Below are 14,521 nucleotides of genomic sequence, written 5' to 3'. Positions count from 1 at the left end.
ACAACCGTCGCCGCAGCGACCGCCCCAGCCCGACCAGCGCTCGCACGGCACCAACGCCCCGCCCCGGCACCCCTTGTGCCGGGGCCGGCGCGCGTTCGCCCACGGTCCGCGCGGCGCGCACTCCGGGCGCCGCGGGCATCACCTGCTCAGCCCGCCGGTCGGCACTCCCGATACCGCCCGCACGGCCCGCACCACCGGTGCCGCCCGTACGGACGCCACCGGTACGGCCCGCACTCCCGACACCGCCGGCACTCCCGACACCGCCGGCACTCCCGACACCGCTGGCCCCACCCGCACCACCGACCCCGCCGGCACCACCCCGCACCACCGACCCCGCCCGCATCACCGGCACCGCCCGTATCGCCTGCGGCGCCCACACCGCCCTCACAGCAACCCGTGTTCCCCGGCGATCCGCGCCGCGTCGAACCGGTTGCGACCGCCGAGCTTCTTGATCGCGGCGGACGTCAGATTCCGTACCGTGCCCGCCGCCAGATACAGCTCGCCCGCGATCTCCTTCACCGTCGCCCCGCCGGCCGTCAGCCGCAGCACATCCATCTCCCGCGTGCTCAGCGACAGTTCACCGACCGAGACCGGCCGCAGCAGCGACGGATCGACGGTCAGGCAGCCGCCCGCGACGCCCATCAGCGTCGTGACCAGCTGGGGGAGCCGGGCGTTCTTCGGCACGACGCCCAGCGCGCCGGCCGCCACGGCCCGGTCCACCACCGACGACGTCGCCGTCCCGACCATCAGCGCCACCCCGCACCGGGGATGCCGGCTGCGCACGTCGGTGGCGACGCGCAGCGCCTTCCCACCCATCGTGGACTCGCCGAGCAGCAACACCGTGGGCCGGTGCCGCTCCACGGCCGGCTGCACGGAGTCGTACGACGTGGCCAGGCCGACGACCTCCAGCCCGTCGACGCCGTTGAGCGTCTCGGCGAAGGCCTCCAGCACGAGTTGGTGATCACCAGCGAGGACTATGCGTATCGACATGCTCGACCCCCGTACGGCAGGACTAAGGCAAAGAGTCTGAAAAACATGACAGGTGGTGTCCGTCAGCCGGAGGGGGTGCGCCACTGCTCGTGCAGTCGCACCAGCCGCTCCACCACCGCCTGGGCCGCCTCCTCCAGGCCGAAGCCCTCGTGGCCCACGTCGACCTCGATGTGCTCGGCGCCGGCCGGCAGGGAGGCCGCGACGACACCCGACAACACGCGGAACGCCGGGCCCAGTTCCTCGCCTCCGCTTGCGGACGGCACGACCACGACACTGGCGGTGACCGGGCCGAGGTCGGCGGCGATCTGGCCGGTCAGCGCGCCGAAGCTCTCCGGCCGTTCCACATCGGCCTGATAGGGCAGTGCGACCAGCCCGATTCCGGCCAGTTCCTTGCACAGGAACGCGGCGTTGGTGGCGGCGTCGTCGCCGCGCCCCGGGTGCCCGGCGCCGACCACGGCGACCGCGGCGCCCAGCGCGCACAGCTGACTGGTGACCCGCCGACCGACGCCGGTGGTGGCGTCCACGACGAGGACGACACAGCCATGCAACGGCAGTGGTACATGTGCGACTGTGTGCGACACCGGAACTCCTGAGCGGGTAACGTGGCCAATATGTGAACGATCTACGGGGGATCTTCGCCCGACTTGCGACGGCTCCCCCGTGCCGCGCCTTCGCTCTCGAGCCGGCGCGGCCGTCCGGTCCAGACATGCGGTTCACATGTGGTTCAAGGGGGAGACGCCACGTGGACGACGTATCGCCGCTCGATCAGCAGACCCTCGCGGTGTACCGCGCGATCCTGTTCCACAAGCAGCATGATCCGGACAAGCTCGCCGAGCTCCTCGACATCGGTCCCGACGATGTGCACGCGGCGCTCATGCGCCTGTCGGACCTGTCGCTCCTCGCTCCCTCGGGCGACTCACCCGGCACACTGCGCGCGGTGAACCCCTCGCTCGGTCTGAAGGTCCTGCTCCAGCGGGAACAGGACGAACTGGCCTGGCGCCAGCAGCGCATCGAGCAGAACCGGGCGGCACTCGCCGCGCTCGCCGCCGAGTACACGGCGTCGGGCGGGTCCGGCTCGGACGGCACCGAGCAGCTCGACAACGTCGACGAGATCCGCATCCGGCTGGAGGCCCTCGCCGAGTCGTGCCAGCAGGAGTCCCTCGTCTTCCACCCCGTGGGCGGGCTGACCAAGGAGGCCATCGAGGCGTCCCGGCCGCTGAACGAACGGGCGCTCGCCCGGGGCGTACGGTTCCGTTCGATCTACCTCGACAGTGCCGTCAACGACCGGGTGACGAGGTCCCACGCGCAGTGGATGGCGGAGCACAACAGCGAGATCCGCACGTCGCCGACCCTGCCGATGCGACTGCTGATCATCGACACGACCGCGGCCATCGTGGCCAACCTGCCCGGCCAGACGGGCCCCGCGGCACTGATGTTCCACAGCCGGCCGGTGGTGCTCGCCATGCGGGCCCTGTTCGAGGCCTACTGGGAACACGCGACGCCGTTCCATCAGCACCCCTCACCCGACGACGACCCGCAGGGCCTCACCCCGCAGGAGCGCAAACTCCTGCAACTCCTCGCCACCGGCCTCACCGACGAGGCGGTCGCCCGGGCCCTCGGCATCGGCGTCCGCACCGAACGCCGCATCATGGCCGAACTGATGGAGCGCCTGGGGGCCTCCAGCCGCTTCGAGGCGGGGGTCCAGGCGGCCCGCCGCCAGTGGATCTGACGGCGGCTGCTCGCTGCCCCGGTCGCCTCAGCCGTAGCGGACGCGGATGCGGATGCGGATGCCGATGCGAATGCGGTCGTGGAGGTCACCGCTCGCCCACCGGACCGGGCTGCCAGGTGAAGTCGTCGGGGCCGTCGGCCGGCGACTGGTGCCAGGTGAAGTCGTCACGGTTGTGCAGCGGACCCGGCGTCCAGGTGAAGTCGTCGCCGCCCAGGGGCAGCGGCGTCCAGGTGAAGTCGTCGGGCGTGCCCGGCAGGTGCGGCAGCACGATGTCGCCCGGGATCCCGGCGTGCGCGGCGACGGCCGAGCCGGACCCCTGCTGGTCGGCGGCCTGAGCCGGCGCCGCCCAGGCGAGCGTGGCGAGCACGGCCGAACCGACGACGACGGCGGCGGCGGCGGAACAACGCTTGGTGATGCGGATCATTTCTGGTCTCCGTTCCCTGCGTGAGTCAGGACCTTTGCGACGATGCGCATGGAGCCAGTGGTGCTTCAGCTCCCCCGGACCGTTCCGCGTTCCCCGCGCTTCCCGGCCGCTGAGAAGAGAGAACCATCCCGCCGACCCCCCTGTCCGCATCCGGCCACGCCAGGAAGCTGCCTGGCAGGGAGTTGCACTCCGGGCCCCGGCACGGGCCTGTCCGCAAGCTGCGGCACCAGCGAGATCGTCAACGCGCGCAGGCGAACTCGACTATGTCGAGGGCCAGTTGATGCGACCGGCTAACTGGCTGCGTACGCGCCCGTCAGATAGTCCAGATCCGATCGGGGCGGCCCGTACCCGAGAATCGCGTCCACCGCGGGCCACAGCTCGACGGGGACGGGATAGCAGTAGAGCATCCAGGGATCGTCGGCAGCCGGCGTGATCACTTCCCGCAGCCGGAGGAACTGCTCACGGCTGATGGGGTGCTCCACGCGCAAGGTGTCGTCCGCCTTGCTGAACCCCTCCAGGACCCAGACGACATCCGGCTCTTCCGCAGACATGCCGGGATCCTTGGGCTGATCGCCTGGGTCGGTCGCCTGAGCGGTCGCCTGGGTCAGTCGCCGACCCGCGGCAGCAGCGAGACGACCGTGCTGCCGTTCCGGGCGACGAGCGCGTCCTCGTAGAGCAGGAGTTGGGGCGAGCCGCCGAACGCGGGCCGTGCCTTGCCCATGTCGACGTGATCGCGCCAGACCTGCTCACCCGTGCGCAGATCGAGGCCGGAGAGGTCCCCGGTCGGGCTGAAGAAGTACACGACCCCCTGCCCCGCCGACACCACGGGCGACGGGAGGCTCGGCATCGATTCCCGGCTGGGCAGCTTGACGCCCACCGGGCGGGTCCACACGGTCTTGCCCGTGGTCAGCGAGTAGGCGGAGGCCTTGCCCTGCCAGGACACGGAGATCAGACGGTCACCGATGACCTCGGCAGGGATGCGACACGCTGCGGATTCCCGGTTGTCCACGAAGGTCGAAGGGGCCGCGGGCAGAATGTCCGGCGGCCCCTTCGATGTCCCTCCACCCCCCGTGGCGGCTACGGTTCCTCCTCCCGTCACCCGGTGAGTGTCGCGGTCACCACGATGCGTTGTGTGGTGGACAGCAGGGCAGGCGTCTCCGTGGCCTCGTCGAACAGAACGGCCGCGGCCGCATCGCCGAGTTCCTCGGCCAGAACGTCACGTCGCCGCAGGATTTCCTCGTAGACGGCGATCTGCCGCTCCCGCCAGCCGTCCACATGCAGCCGGTTCACCTCGGTAAGGCCGGCGGCTTCCAGGAACCAGCCGTAGTCCAGGTACTCCGGCTGCCAGGTGCTGAAGACGAGCCGGCCGCCGGGGCGCAGAACGCGGGCGATCTCGCGGAACGCGGCCACCTTGTCCGTGACCATCCACAGGACGTCGATGCTGACGGCGGCGTCGAACGTGTTGTCGGCCTCGCCGGTCCCGGTGAGGCTCGCCGCAGTGAAGCGGGCCCGGCTCCGCAGGCCGAACTCGGCCACCCGGGAGCGGGCCTCGGCCACACCCTCGGGAGCGATGTCGATGCCGACCAGTTCGGCTCCCGCCTCCCGGGCCAGCCACATGCCCGGACCGCCGCGTCCGCAGCCCAGGTCGACGAGCCTGCCCCCGGGTGCCAGCTCCAACTCATCGGCGATGTAATGGAGTTCGGTTCGGGTCAGGAAGCCGAAGGGGTCGATGTCCTGCGGGTAGTCGGCGCCGTAGGCCTGCTGGTAGATGTCCCTCAGCGTGGGACTCTTGGACTGGTGCTCCAGGACGGGCCGGTAGCGGGTCTCTGCTGCGAGGGTGTCGGTGGCTTGGGTCATGTCGGGACTCCCGTTCCGGTGAGCAGGGTGAAGGGCGGCTCGTGCGCGAGGTAGAAGTGGTCGCCCGGCACGGTCAGGTGCCGGAACGGACCGTCCGTCACCTCGCGCCAGGCCTCGGACTGGACGGTGCTCACCTGCGGGTCGGCGTCTCCCACGATCGCGGTGACGGGGCAGGTCAGCCGCGGCTCCGGGCGGTACTCGTAGGCGTCGAACATGCGGAAGTCGCCCAGGACGTACGGCAGGACGAGGTCCCGGAAGCCCGGGTCGGCCAGGAGTTCGGCATCCGTGCCGCCGAGGGCCAGCAGCTCTGCGGTGACCGCGTCCGGGTCGTCGTACACGTCGGCTGAGCCTTCCGGCCGCACGCGGCTCAGGCGCGGGCCACGGGAGCCGGAGGCGTACAGGTGCGACAGGCCGGCTCCCCGTGCCTGGAGCAGCCGCGCGGTCTCGAACGCGACGACCGACCCCATGCTGTGGCCGAAGAGCGCCACCGGCAGATCGTCGCCCGTCAGCGGCTCGACCGCTGCGGCGATCTCCTCGGCCAGCGCCGTCAGGTCGGTCGGCGGCGGATCGCCGATGCGCGCGGCGCGTCCCGGGTAGCAGACCGTATGGACCTCCACCGAGGGCAGCGCGGGCCCCCAGTCGCGGAAGAAGGAGGCGGAGCCGCCGGCGTGCGGGAAGCAGACCAGGCGCTGCCGGGCGTACGGGCGCGGGCGCGGGCAGTGCAGCCAGGTCATCGGGGCTCCTCCTGGCGGGCTGGGCCCGCGGCCCGCACGAGGTCCGCGACCAGCTGGGTCTGCCCTGCCAGGGTGCGGGCCGCCATCAGGTCGCGAGGGAAGACCTGGACGCCGAGATCCTGCACGATGCGGCGGGCCAGCCGCGTGATCAGCAGCGAGTCACCGCCCCAGTCGAAGAAGTCGGCGTCCACGGGGAGGTCCGGGTGGCCCAGGTACTCCTGCCAGAGGGCGGCCACGAGGAGGTGGGGGGCCGGCGGGACGGACGGCTGCGCGGGGGCCGCCGTGGTCGTCCCGGCGGTGGCCGACGCCTCCGGTGCGATCAGGGCCGGACCGTGGAACGGGTAGGACGGCAGCCGCGTCAGCCGACCGGACGCGCACAGCGGTGTCACGTCGACCGCCGTTCCGGCCGACCACAGGTCACCGAGGGCTCCCAGCATCTCCTCGACCGGGTGCTGTCCGCGTCCCGGCGACAGCGGTACGGCCGTCAGTCCAGCCGCCTCGGCGGCAGGCGACAGGGCCCGTCCGGGACCGACCTCGAGAGCGATCGCCTGGGGGAAGCGTTCGGCCAGCTCGTCCAGGCCGGGGCCGAACAGCACCCTGGCGCGCATCTGCGTCACCAGTGACGCGGGATCGATGCGGCTTCCGGCCATGATGAGCTGTCCCGTGACGTTGGAGACGTACGGAATCCGGGTGGGGCCCGTGCGCAGGTTCCCGGCCGCCCGGCTGACCTCGTCCGCCGCGGGGGCGAGCAGGGAGGTGTGGAAGGCGTGGCTGGTGTGCAGGCGGCGCGTCGGGACGCGGTCGGCGAGCCAGGTGCGGAACGCCTCGACCCAGGCCGTCGGGCCCGCGACGACGCAGCTGTCGGGTGTGTTGACCGCCGCGATCTCCAGCTCGCCCCCGATGTGCGGTGCGGCCTGCGCCAGCAGGGCCTCGGCCTGCCGTTCGCTCACCGCCACGCTGAGCATGGCGCCCGGCGGGCAGCTCTGCATCGCACGCCCGCGGGCCGCGACGAAGGTGGCTGCGGAGGGCAGGTCCAGGGCACCGGCCAGGCATGCGGCGGTGATCTCGCCGAGGCTGTGACCCGCCAGTGCCACGGGTTCGACGCCCAGTTCCCGCAGGGCTTGTGCCGCCGCGTACTCGACCGCGAACAGCATGGGCTGGGCGAGTTCGGTCCGTGTCGTCCCGGCCGCCGGGTGATCCGGGTCGTGGAGCGCCGGCCTGAGCCGTCGCTCCAGGTCCGGGCCGAACGCCTGCAGGCATTCCTCCAGTACGTCGGCGAAGCCCGGAAGCACCTGGGCGAACGGACGGGCCATGCCCGGGTACTGGCTGCCCTGGCCGGGCAGCAGGAAGACGACCGGAACCGGCCCCGAAGCCCGTCGGCCGGACGGCGCCGCCTTGTCGGGCACGCGATCGGCCGCCTCCGTCAGCCGCCGGGCCACCTCCGCCGGCTCGCGGCCGGTGACCGCGAGCCGGTGCGGGAGCGTCGCCCGCCCGGCCGCGAGGGTATGGGCGGTGTCGACGACCGACGCGCAGTCCCCGCCCCGGGTGAGCGCGGCGGCCAGACGGCGGGCCGAGTCCCGCAGGGCGCGGGGGTTCGCGGCGGACAGCACCAGCAGACGGTCGGCCGGAGGGGTCGGCCCCTGGGGTGCCGGACGCGCCGGGGGCTGTTCGAGGACCACGTGGGCGTTCGTGCCGCCGATGCCGAAGGAGCTGACCCCGGCGCGGCGCGGCTCGGGGCCGTCCCAGTCGCGGGCGGCCGTCGGCACGGTCAGCGGTGACCCGTCGTCCAACAGCGGGTTACGGCTGTGGAAGCCGGCCACCGGTGGCACCTTGCCCTCTCTGAGGACGAGCAGCGCCTTGACCAGGGAAACCAGTCCGGAAGCGGCGTCCAGGTGCCCGATGTTGGCCTTGACCGCGCCCACCGCGATCTGCCCCGAACCGGCGCCGATCCCGCGGTAGGCGGCGGTCGCGGCCGACCACTCGATGGGGTCGCCGATCCGGGTCCCGGTGGCGTGCGCCTCCAGGTAGCCCACCGAGTCGCCCGGCACGTCCGCGGCGGACATCGCCGCCCGGATCACCGCTTCCTGGCCCTCGGCGGACGGTGCGTGGTACCCCGCCTTGGCCGCACCGTCGTTGTTCACCGCGGAGCCGAGAATGACGCCGTGCAGCGGTGCGCCGTCCTTGAGCGCATCCTCGTAGCGGCGCAGTACGACGGCGGCGACGCCCGAGCCGCCCAGTGTGCCGTCGGCTTCCGCGTCGAACGGCCGGCAGACGCCGTGGGGCGAGAGGATGCCGCCGGGCACGTGGAGGTAGCCGGCCTGCGGGTGGCCTACCGCGGAGGCGACCACGACGGCCTGGTCGCACTCGCCCTGGAGCAGCGACTGCACCGCCAGGTGCACCGCCACCAGGGACGACGAACAGGCCGTCAGCACGCTGAGCGCGGGGCCGGTCAGGCCGAGCCGGTAGGCGATGCGGGTCGCCATGTAGTCCGGCTCGTTGGCGCGCAGCGCCTGCTCGACACCGGCGTGGTCCAGCGTGCCGGAGGTGAGCATGGCGCGCAGGTAGCCGCTGCTGCTCGCGGAGGCGTACACGCCCGTGGTCGGGCCGGGGGCGTTCGGCGCACAGCCGGCGTCCTCCAGCGCGGCCCAGGCGGCCTCCAGCATCAGCCTGTGCTGTGGGTCCATCAGCTCGGCTTCCCGCGGGCTGATGCCGAACAGCTCGTGCTCGAAACGGTAGGGGTCGGCGAGCGCCCCGTGGACGGGCACGTAGCCGGGGGCGTCGAGAAGGTCGTGCGGCACGCCTGCCGCCGCCAGCTCCTCGGCGCCGAACCGGGTGGTCAGCACCTCGCCGCCCAGGACGGAAACCCACAGGGACGCGATGTCGGGCGCCCCGGGGAACCGCCCCGACATCCCGGTGACGGCGATGTCCAGCGAGCGGTCGCGTGTCATGGTCCGATGTGCTGCGGTCACCTGGCCTCCTCCAGACGGGACGCGCGCTTCCTGCGGGCCTCGAGGGCCAGGCTGCGCCGGTCCCGGCCACGCGGCTGCGGGACGACGGAGCCGCCGGTGCCGCCGCTGTCACGGACCAGGCCGGCCTGGGCGGTGACCGTGGTGTGCCGGAACAGGTCTACGGGGGAGGGCCGTACGCCCGTATGCGCCTCCAGGGCGTCCTGGAGCCTGAACATCAGCAGCGAATGCCCGCCGAGATCGAAGAAGTTGACCGCCGAGGGCACCTCCGCAATCCCCAGCACCTCGGCCCACGCGGCGGCGACGCGCGCCGACAGGTCCGCGGCGGCGGGGGTGGGGGCGGCGGTGACCGCGGCGGTGGGCGACTGCGCAGTGGTGGTGGCGGTCGCCGTCGTGGTGGTGGCGGTGACGGTTGGCGGCTGCGCGGCCGTGGCGGCGAGTGCCGCCCGGTCGGCCTTGCCGTTGACGGTGCGCGGGAAGGAATCGAGGATCCGGAACCGCGAGGGGAGCAGGGCGGGCGGCAGCGTCCCCGCCAGCGCCGCGCGGAGACGCTCCGGCTCGGTGCCGGGCGGCGCGAGGACGAAGGCGACGAGCGAGGTGAGCGTGCCGTCCGGGACGACGACGGCTTCGCGGACCTCGGGGACGCGGCCCAACGCCGCCTCCAGCGCGCCGAGTTCGACCCGGTGTCCGCGGATCTTGACCTGGTGGTCCCGTCGGCCCAGGAACTCCAGCGTGCCCTCGGCGCTCCAGCGGACGAGGTCGCCCGTGCGGTACATGCGCGCCCCGGTGCCGGTGAAGGTGTCGGGGACGAAGGCGCGTTCTGTGGCGTCGGGTCTGCCGAAGTAGCCGCGGGCGACTCCGGCGCCGCCGATGACGAGTTCGCCGGTCACTCCCCGGGGCAGCAGGCGCTGCCGGTCGTCCAGGACGTAGAGCGCGGCTCCCGGCACCGGTCCTCCGATGTCCGGGCGCGCGGTGCGGCTGACGTACCGGTAGCTGGCCCAGACCGTCGTCTCGGTCGGCCCGTACTCGTTGACGAGCGAGACCTCGTCGCCGAGCACGTCGAAGTGCCGTCCCGGCAGGCTCTCCGGCAGTGGCTCACCCGCCACGGTCACGCTGGTCAGCGAGCGCAGCCGATGGGCGCCCAGGCGTTCGGCCGCGTCCAGCAGCACACTGTGCAGCGAGGGGACGCACAGCAGGTGGGTCACGCCATGCTCCTCCACGAGGGCCACCAGCCGTTCCGGGTCGCGTACCTCGTCGGGCCGCGCGACCACCAGCCGGCCACCCGCTGTGAGCGTGCCCCACAGCCCCGCCACGGAGGAGTCGAAGGCGAGCGGGGACACCAGCAGGAACACCGGCCTGCCCGGGTAGACGGTGCGCCTGGCCAGGGTCGAGGCAGCCAGCTGACCGTGTTCGACGACCACGCCCTTCGGCTCGCCCGTGGTGCCGGAGGTGTAGATCAGGTAGGCCGCGTCGTGTGCCGCGCGGGCAATGGGCGGGGGCGCCGGCGTGGCGGGCCCGGCCAGTATGGGCAGGGGGCCCGCCGTGCAGGCCTCGGCGGGTACGGGCCGGGGTCGTGCCGGGTGCGCCGTGCTCGCCTCCGCGTCCTCCGCGTCCTCGGCGTCGACGGTCCGCAGGCCGAGGGTCGCGGCGCGCGGCTGAAGCCCGCCGGTGGTGACCACGGCGGCCACTGAGGCGTCGGAGAACACCGCCGCCACCCGCTCGTCGGGATGGGAGGGATCCACCGGCACGTAGGCGGCGCCCGTGCGCAGGATGCCCAGCACACCCGCGACCATCGCGACCGAGGGCTCCGCGAGTACGCCGACCCGGTCGCCCGGGACGACTCCGAGGTCCTGGAGCCGTCCGCTCACGGCCCCCGCCCACGCGTCGAGCCCGGCGTAGTCGATCCGGCCCGTGCCGGACGCGACCGCCACGTCTCCCGGGATCTCGGCGGCGAGCCGCCGCACCGACACGTACACCGGCTCCGCTTCGGTGAGAAGGGCGCCGCGGCCCAGGGCGAGCAGCTCTTCCCGCTCGGCGCCGACGACCAGGGGGATGTCGTCCAGCAGACGGTCCTCGGCGCCGGTCAGCGCGCTCAGCACCGTACGCACCTCGGTGAGGAAGCGCCGGATGTCCGCCTCGGCGTATCGGACGCCGTCGTACTCGGCCGTGAGCTCGGCGGCGTCGTCGTACTCCCTGAGCCCGGTCGTCAGCTCGTGTCCGGTGCCGGGAGGGACGGGCGCCGGGGTCGAGCCGGCGGCCGTGTGGCGGAAGAGCACGCGCCGGGCAGGCAGGTCCCCTAGCCCGGAGAGCCGCGCCACGCTCTCCTCGCAGGAGCGCCGGATCTCGGTGAGCAGGGCGGAGCGGGTGGCTCCGGCCGGTATCCGCGCCAACACCGGCAGGGCCTCGGCGCAGTCCTCGGTGAAGGTGTCGATCACGGCCGGGGCGGTGCCGTCGCGGCGGGCCAGGACCACGGCGAGCGCCGCGAGTCCCACCGTGTGCGGCGTGGTGGCGTGCCGGCGGGCGGTGTCGCGCACGGCGTCGGTCAGGCTCGCCTCGAGCGGCAGTGTCGTCGAGCGCACCGTACCCGCGTCGTGCGGAGCCGAGGGACCGGCGTCGAGGAGACCGAGCGGATGCCGGGCGCAGGCGGTACGTACCTGGTCCGCCCACCGGTCGTGCGTCTCCTCCTGGGGCGCCGTGGTCGGTGACCCGCTCGGGCCGGTCGGGGAGATGCTCGCGTCGGCCGGGGACGTGCGCCCTTCGGACGCCGGGGAAGGCCATGCCATGGGAACTCCTTGGATGCGGTCGGTGGCGGGCAGGGAGAGAAGGCTCCTGGCGTGGGGCTGCGGCCGGTCGGGCGGCAGGGCCGATGTGGTCCGCCGTGCGGAACGCTAGCCATCAGGCACATCCCTTGGCAACAAAGTTTCCAGAATTTGACAAGAGGAGACTGGTCCTCCATGTAAATCTTGTCAGGATTCCGAGCGGTTGCTGGCAAGCGACTTGCCCGGGTGATCGCCGACGGCTAGCGTTGTCGCCAGTGACTACCGTGTCGCTGAGCCTCGCCACCTGTGCGGGCACACAAGCCCGCTACCTGTGCGGGCTGCACGAGCCTCGCCGCCTGTCCGGGTACATCCGTCAGACAGCAACGGGGGGCACGCACCACTCATCCGACAAGGGGTGGAGTGTGTCCTTGTGGGTGCGGCCATCCTTATACAACTGGTGGAATGAGCATGGTGGAACAGCCTGCTTTCGGGCGCCGCCTGAAAAAGCTGCGTAAGGAACGGGGCCTGTCACAGGTCTCCGTCGCCGGTGACGGCATGTCGACCGGCTATCTGTCCCGGCTGGAGTCGGGAGCGCGCCAACCGACGGCACGAGCCGTCGCCTACCTCGCCGAACGCCTGCGGGTGGACCCGTCCGAGTTCGACGAACCGACCGACGGACCCGTGGCCCAGGCGCTGACGCTGGCCATCTCGACCGACAACGACGAGGCCCTACAGGAGGTGGCCGCCGCGCTCGAGCGGTCGCCCTCGGTCGATCCGGCGCTCCGTTGGCAGGCGCTGTGGCTTCTCTCCGGTGCCGCCGCCCGGCGTGGCGCGCGAGCGGAGGAGGTCATGCTCCTGGAGCAACTGGATTCGACGGCCGAGGAGTTGATGCTCCCCGAGCTCCGGAGCCGGGCCCGCACACGGCTCGCTCGTAGCCTGCGCTCGCTCGGTGAGATACCCAGGGCCCTGGAGGCCGCGCAGGAGGCCTATCGGCTGGCCCGCGACCACCGGTTGTCGGTCCGGGACACGGGCCTGGCGCTGCTGGTGCTGGTGTCGGTGGAAGCGGAGGCCAGCCGGCTCGCCTCCGCCAGGGCACACGCCGACGAACTCGTGGATCTCGCGGAGGGGCGTGCCGACACGCTGCGGGCCGAAGCCCTGTGGGCGGCCGCGACGGTGAGCTTCCGGCAGGGCGACCCGGATGCCGCTCGCCTGCTGCTCGAACAGGCCCTGAAGGAGTTGGACAGCCATGTCGACCTGGTGCTGTGGATGAGACTGCGCCTGGCCGCGGCCTCGCTCCACCTCCAGCTCTCACCCCCGTGGCTGACAGAGTGCCGCCGGCGCCTGGACGAGGCCGAGCCGGCTCTCGGCCTGGTCGGCACTCCGGTGCTGCGCCAGGAGATGCTGACGTTGCGGGTGCACCTTGCCTTCGCGGAGGGCCGGTACGCGGAAGCCCGGGCGGCACACGACGAACTCGTGGTCGACGAGCTGGGGCTCACCTACCGCGATCGCATCCGGCTCGACATCCTGCACAACCGGCTGCTGATCCTTGAGAACCAGGATCAGCTCGGCATCCGGCAGTTGCGGCAACTCGGCGAGCAGGTGCAGCGGACGTCGAACATCGATCTGGCCGCCGAGATCTGGCGGGTCCTGGCGGAGACCCTCGCGGCGGCGCGCGGAGACGACGCCGAGACCCGTCCCTGAGGTCAAGTGACAGCTACCGCAGTGCAGTTGAAGGCCGTGCCGCTCGGTGAACCCACCGGGCGGCACGGCCGTCCCCGTCCCCGTGTCAGTGCCTGGCGGCCGCGGAGTGGACCGCGAGGCGGGCGCCGGCCACTGCGAGGAAGGCGGCGCAGCCCAGAACGGTCCAGGTCCAGCCGCCCGCGTTGTACAACCGGACGCCGGCCAGTGAGCCGGCTGCTCCGCCGCTGAAGGCGAAGAGCATGTAGAGCGTGTTGAGCCGGGCCCGCACCGTCTCGTCGAGCCGGAAGATCCTCGCCTGGTTGGCGATCTGGGCACAACTCGTGCCGTAGACAATGAGGTTGGTGCCCACCACGAGCGCGACGAGGGAGGTCGTGCCCAGGGTCGCGAACATGGCGAGGGCGAGGCCCATACAGGCCACGGCCAGGGCGTTGACGCGAGTCGCGCCGAAGGCGTCGCTGAGCTTGCCGGCCGAGTAGGACAGGATCGCCGCGGGCAGGCTCAGCAGGCCGAACAGACCGGCCCAGCCGGCCCCCTTGTCGAACGGCGGGTGCGCGAGGTGGAAGGGGAGGGTGGCCCAGAAGGCCGCGAAGACCGCGTAGGTCGCGGCGCCGAGGAGGGCCGACAGCCGTAGCTCGCGGTGGGCCCGCAGCAGTCCGGGCATCGACGCGATGAGCTTGCGGTAGCCGATCGTGGTCCGGCCGTCCGCCGTGGGCATGTGCCGTGGCAGTACGAGGATCAGTGCCGCGGTCAGCGCCGCGGCGAGGGCGTAGGCGCCGCGCCAGCTTCCGCTGAGGTCCGCGACGGCACCGGACAGGGTCCGGGACAAGGTCGAGCCGAGGGTCAGGCCGATGCCGACGGAGGCGACCACGCGGCCCCGCCCGGCCGGGCCCGCCATGGAGGCGGCGGCGGGCAGGATGATCTGGGGCAGCACGGTGGTCGTGGAGGCCGCCGCGGTGGCGATGGTCAGCACCACGAGGCTGGGGGCCAGGGCCCCGGCCAGCAGCGCGCCGGCGGTCAGTGCCAGGAGGACCGTGGTGAGCCGGCGCAGGTTGCGGCCGTCGGCCAGCGGCACCAGCAGGGAGATGCCCAGGGCGTAACCGACCTGCCCCGCCGTGGCGATGAGACCGGCGGTCGGCTCGGAGACGCTCATCCCGCGCGCCACGGCTTCCAGCAGGGGCTGCGGGAAGTAGATGTTGGAGACGGTGATGCTCCCGGCGACTGCCAGGACCACCACGACGCCGCGCCGGACGCCGAGGCCGGGGGCGGCGGGTATGGCCACGCAGGTCAAAGTCTCTTCTCCTTCGCGCGTCGTCCCCCGGCCGTCGGCCGGGGTTTCCGCAGCCGGTGGCTGGGGTTCCGCA

The 14,521-nt window shown here is 72.7% G+C and carries 12 protein-coding genes; 2 read left to right on the top strand and 10 right to left on the bottom strand.

Features of this window, described 5'->3' with window-relative positions:
• Window positions 1-384: 384 nt before the first annotated feature.
• A complete protein-coding gene (locus QOL88_RS16800) occupies window positions 385-990 on the bottom strand; it encodes a response regulator transcription factor (RefSeq protein ID WP_097217200.1) in 606 nt (201 codons plus the stop codon).
• A gap of 62 nt (window positions 991-1,052) precedes the next feature.
• A complete protein-coding gene (locus QOL88_RS16795; RefSeq protein ID WP_257027795.1) occupies window positions 1,053-1,571 on the bottom strand; it encodes a hypothetical protein in 519 nt (172 codons plus the stop codon).
• A 161-nt stretch (window positions 1,572-1,732) separates the two neighbouring features.
• On the opposite strand from QOL88_RS16795, the gene QOL88_RS16790 reads away from it, so the two are divergent.
• Window positions 1,733-2,719 carry a helix-turn-helix domain-containing protein gene (locus tag QOL88_RS16790; protein ID WP_097217198.1) on the top strand — a complete coding sequence of 329 codons (987 nt, stop codon included), beginning with the start codon at window positions 1,733-1,735 and terminating at the stop codon, window positions 2,717-2,719.
• An 85-nt stretch (window positions 2,720-2,804) separates the two neighbouring features.
• Here the strand turns inward: QOL88_RS16790 and QOL88_RS16785 are convergent, their stop codons facing one another.
• The 7 genes from QOL88_RS16785 to QOL88_RS16755 all read right to left on the bottom strand — a co-directional run bounded on the left by QOL88_RS16785 (window position 2,805) and on the right by QOL88_RS16755 (window position 11,483).
• A complete protein-coding gene (locus QOL88_RS16785; protein WP_097217197.1) occupies window positions 2,805-3,143 on the bottom strand; it encodes a hypothetical protein in 339 nt (112 codons plus the stop codon).
• Window positions 3,144-3,433: 290 nt separating this feature from the next.
• Window positions 3,434-3,694 carry a DUF7683 domain-containing protein gene (locus QOL88_RS16780; protein ID WP_097217196.1) on the bottom strand — a complete coding sequence of 87 codons (261 nt, stop codon included), beginning with the start codon at window positions 3,692-3,694 and terminating at the stop codon, window positions 3,434-3,436.
• A gap of 53 nt (window positions 3,695-3,747) precedes the next feature.
• Window positions 3,748-4,152 (bottom strand): outer membrane protein assembly factor BamB family protein, encoded by a 405-nt coding sequence (locus tag QOL88_RS16775; RefSeq protein ID WP_257027794.1) that lies wholly within the window; start codon window positions 4,150-4,152, stop codon window positions 3,748-3,750.
• Window positions 4,153-4,238: 86 nt separating this feature from the next.
• Window positions 4,239-5,000, bottom strand: coding sequence for a class I SAM-dependent methyltransferase (locus QOL88_RS16770; protein WP_097217194.1), 762 nt, complete (start codon window positions 4,998-5,000; stop codon window positions 4,239-4,241).
• Window positions 4,997-5,734 carry a thioesterase II family protein gene (locus QOL88_RS16765; RefSeq protein ID WP_097217193.1) on the bottom strand — a complete coding sequence of 246 codons (738 nt, stop codon included), beginning with the start codon at window positions 5,732-5,734 and terminating at the stop codon, window positions 4,997-4,999. The genes QOL88_RS16770 and QOL88_RS16765 overlap by 4 nt, the downstream gene beginning before the upstream one ends.
• Window positions 5,731-8,703 carry a type I polyketide synthase gene (locus tag QOL88_RS16760; protein ID WP_257027793.1) on the bottom strand — a complete coding sequence of 991 codons (2,973 nt, stop codon included), beginning with the start codon at window positions 8,701-8,703 and terminating at the stop codon, window positions 5,731-5,733. The genes QOL88_RS16765 and QOL88_RS16760 overlap by 4 nt, the downstream gene beginning before the upstream one ends.
• Window positions 8,700-11,483 (bottom strand): non-ribosomal peptide synthetase, encoded by a 2,784-nt coding sequence (locus tag QOL88_RS16755; RefSeq protein ID WP_179878881.1) that lies wholly within the window; start codon window positions 11,481-11,483, stop codon window positions 8,700-8,702. Before QOL88_RS16755 ends, QOL88_RS16760 begins: the two co-directional genes overlap by 4 nt.
• Window positions 11,484-11,921: 438 nt before the next feature.
• Here QOL88_RS16755 and QOL88_RS16750 point away from each other — a divergent pair, with 438 nt between their 5' ends.
• Entirely contained in the window at window positions 11,922-13,160 is a 1,239-nt protein-coding gene (locus QOL88_RS16750; RefSeq protein ID WP_257027792.1) for a helix-turn-helix domain-containing protein, read from the top strand.
• A gap of 85 nt (window positions 13,161-13,245) precedes the next feature.
• Here QOL88_RS16750 and QOL88_RS16745 read toward each other — a convergent pair whose 3' ends face one another.
• Window positions 13,246-14,439 (bottom strand): MFS transporter, encoded by a 1,194-nt coding sequence (locus QOL88_RS16745; protein WP_257027791.1) that lies wholly within the window; start codon window positions 14,437-14,439, stop codon window positions 13,246-13,248.
• Window positions 14,440-14,521: the final 82 nt, after the last annotated feature.

The organism is Streptomyces sp. Ag82_O1-12, assembly GCF_900182715.1.
GTDB classification, from domain to species: domain Bacteria; phylum Actinomycetota; class Actinomycetes; order Streptomycetales; family Streptomycetaceae; genus Streptomyces; species Streptomyces massasporeus.
Note: the sequence above shows the minus strand (reverse complement) of the source record. Positions and strands in the feature narration are given on the sequence as shown.

Bases quoted from the DNA above. Each gene is read 5' to 3' on its own strand.
- QOL88_RS16800 (WP_097217200.1), bottom strand. From the start codon at position 990: ATGTCGATACGCATAGTCCTCGCTGGTGATCACCAACTCGTGCTGGAG.
- QOL88_RS16785 (WP_097217197.1), bottom strand. From the start codon at position 3,143: ATGATCCGCATCACCAAGCGTTGTTCCGCCGCCGCCGCCGTCGTCGTC.
- QOL88_RS16780 (WP_097217196.1), bottom strand. From the start codon at position 3,694: ATGTCTGCGGAAGAGCCGGATGTCGTCTGGGTCCTGGAGGGGTTCAGC.
- QOL88_RS16770 (WP_097217194.1), bottom strand. From the start codon at position 5,000: ATGACCCAAGCCACCGACACCCTCGCAGCAGAGACCCGCTACCGGCCC.
- QOL88_RS16765 (WP_097217193.1), bottom strand. From the start codon at position 5,734: ATGACCTGGCTGCACTGCCCGCGCCCGCGCCCGTACGCCCGGCAGCGC.
- QOL88_RS16755 (WP_179878881.1), bottom strand. From the start codon at position 11,483: ATGGCATGGCCTTCCCCGGCGTCCGAAGGGCGCACGTCCCCGGCCGAC.
- QOL88_RS16750 (WP_257027792.1), top strand. From the start codon at position 11,922: ATGAGCATGGTGGAACAGCCTGCTTTCGGGCGCCGCCTGAAAAAGCTG.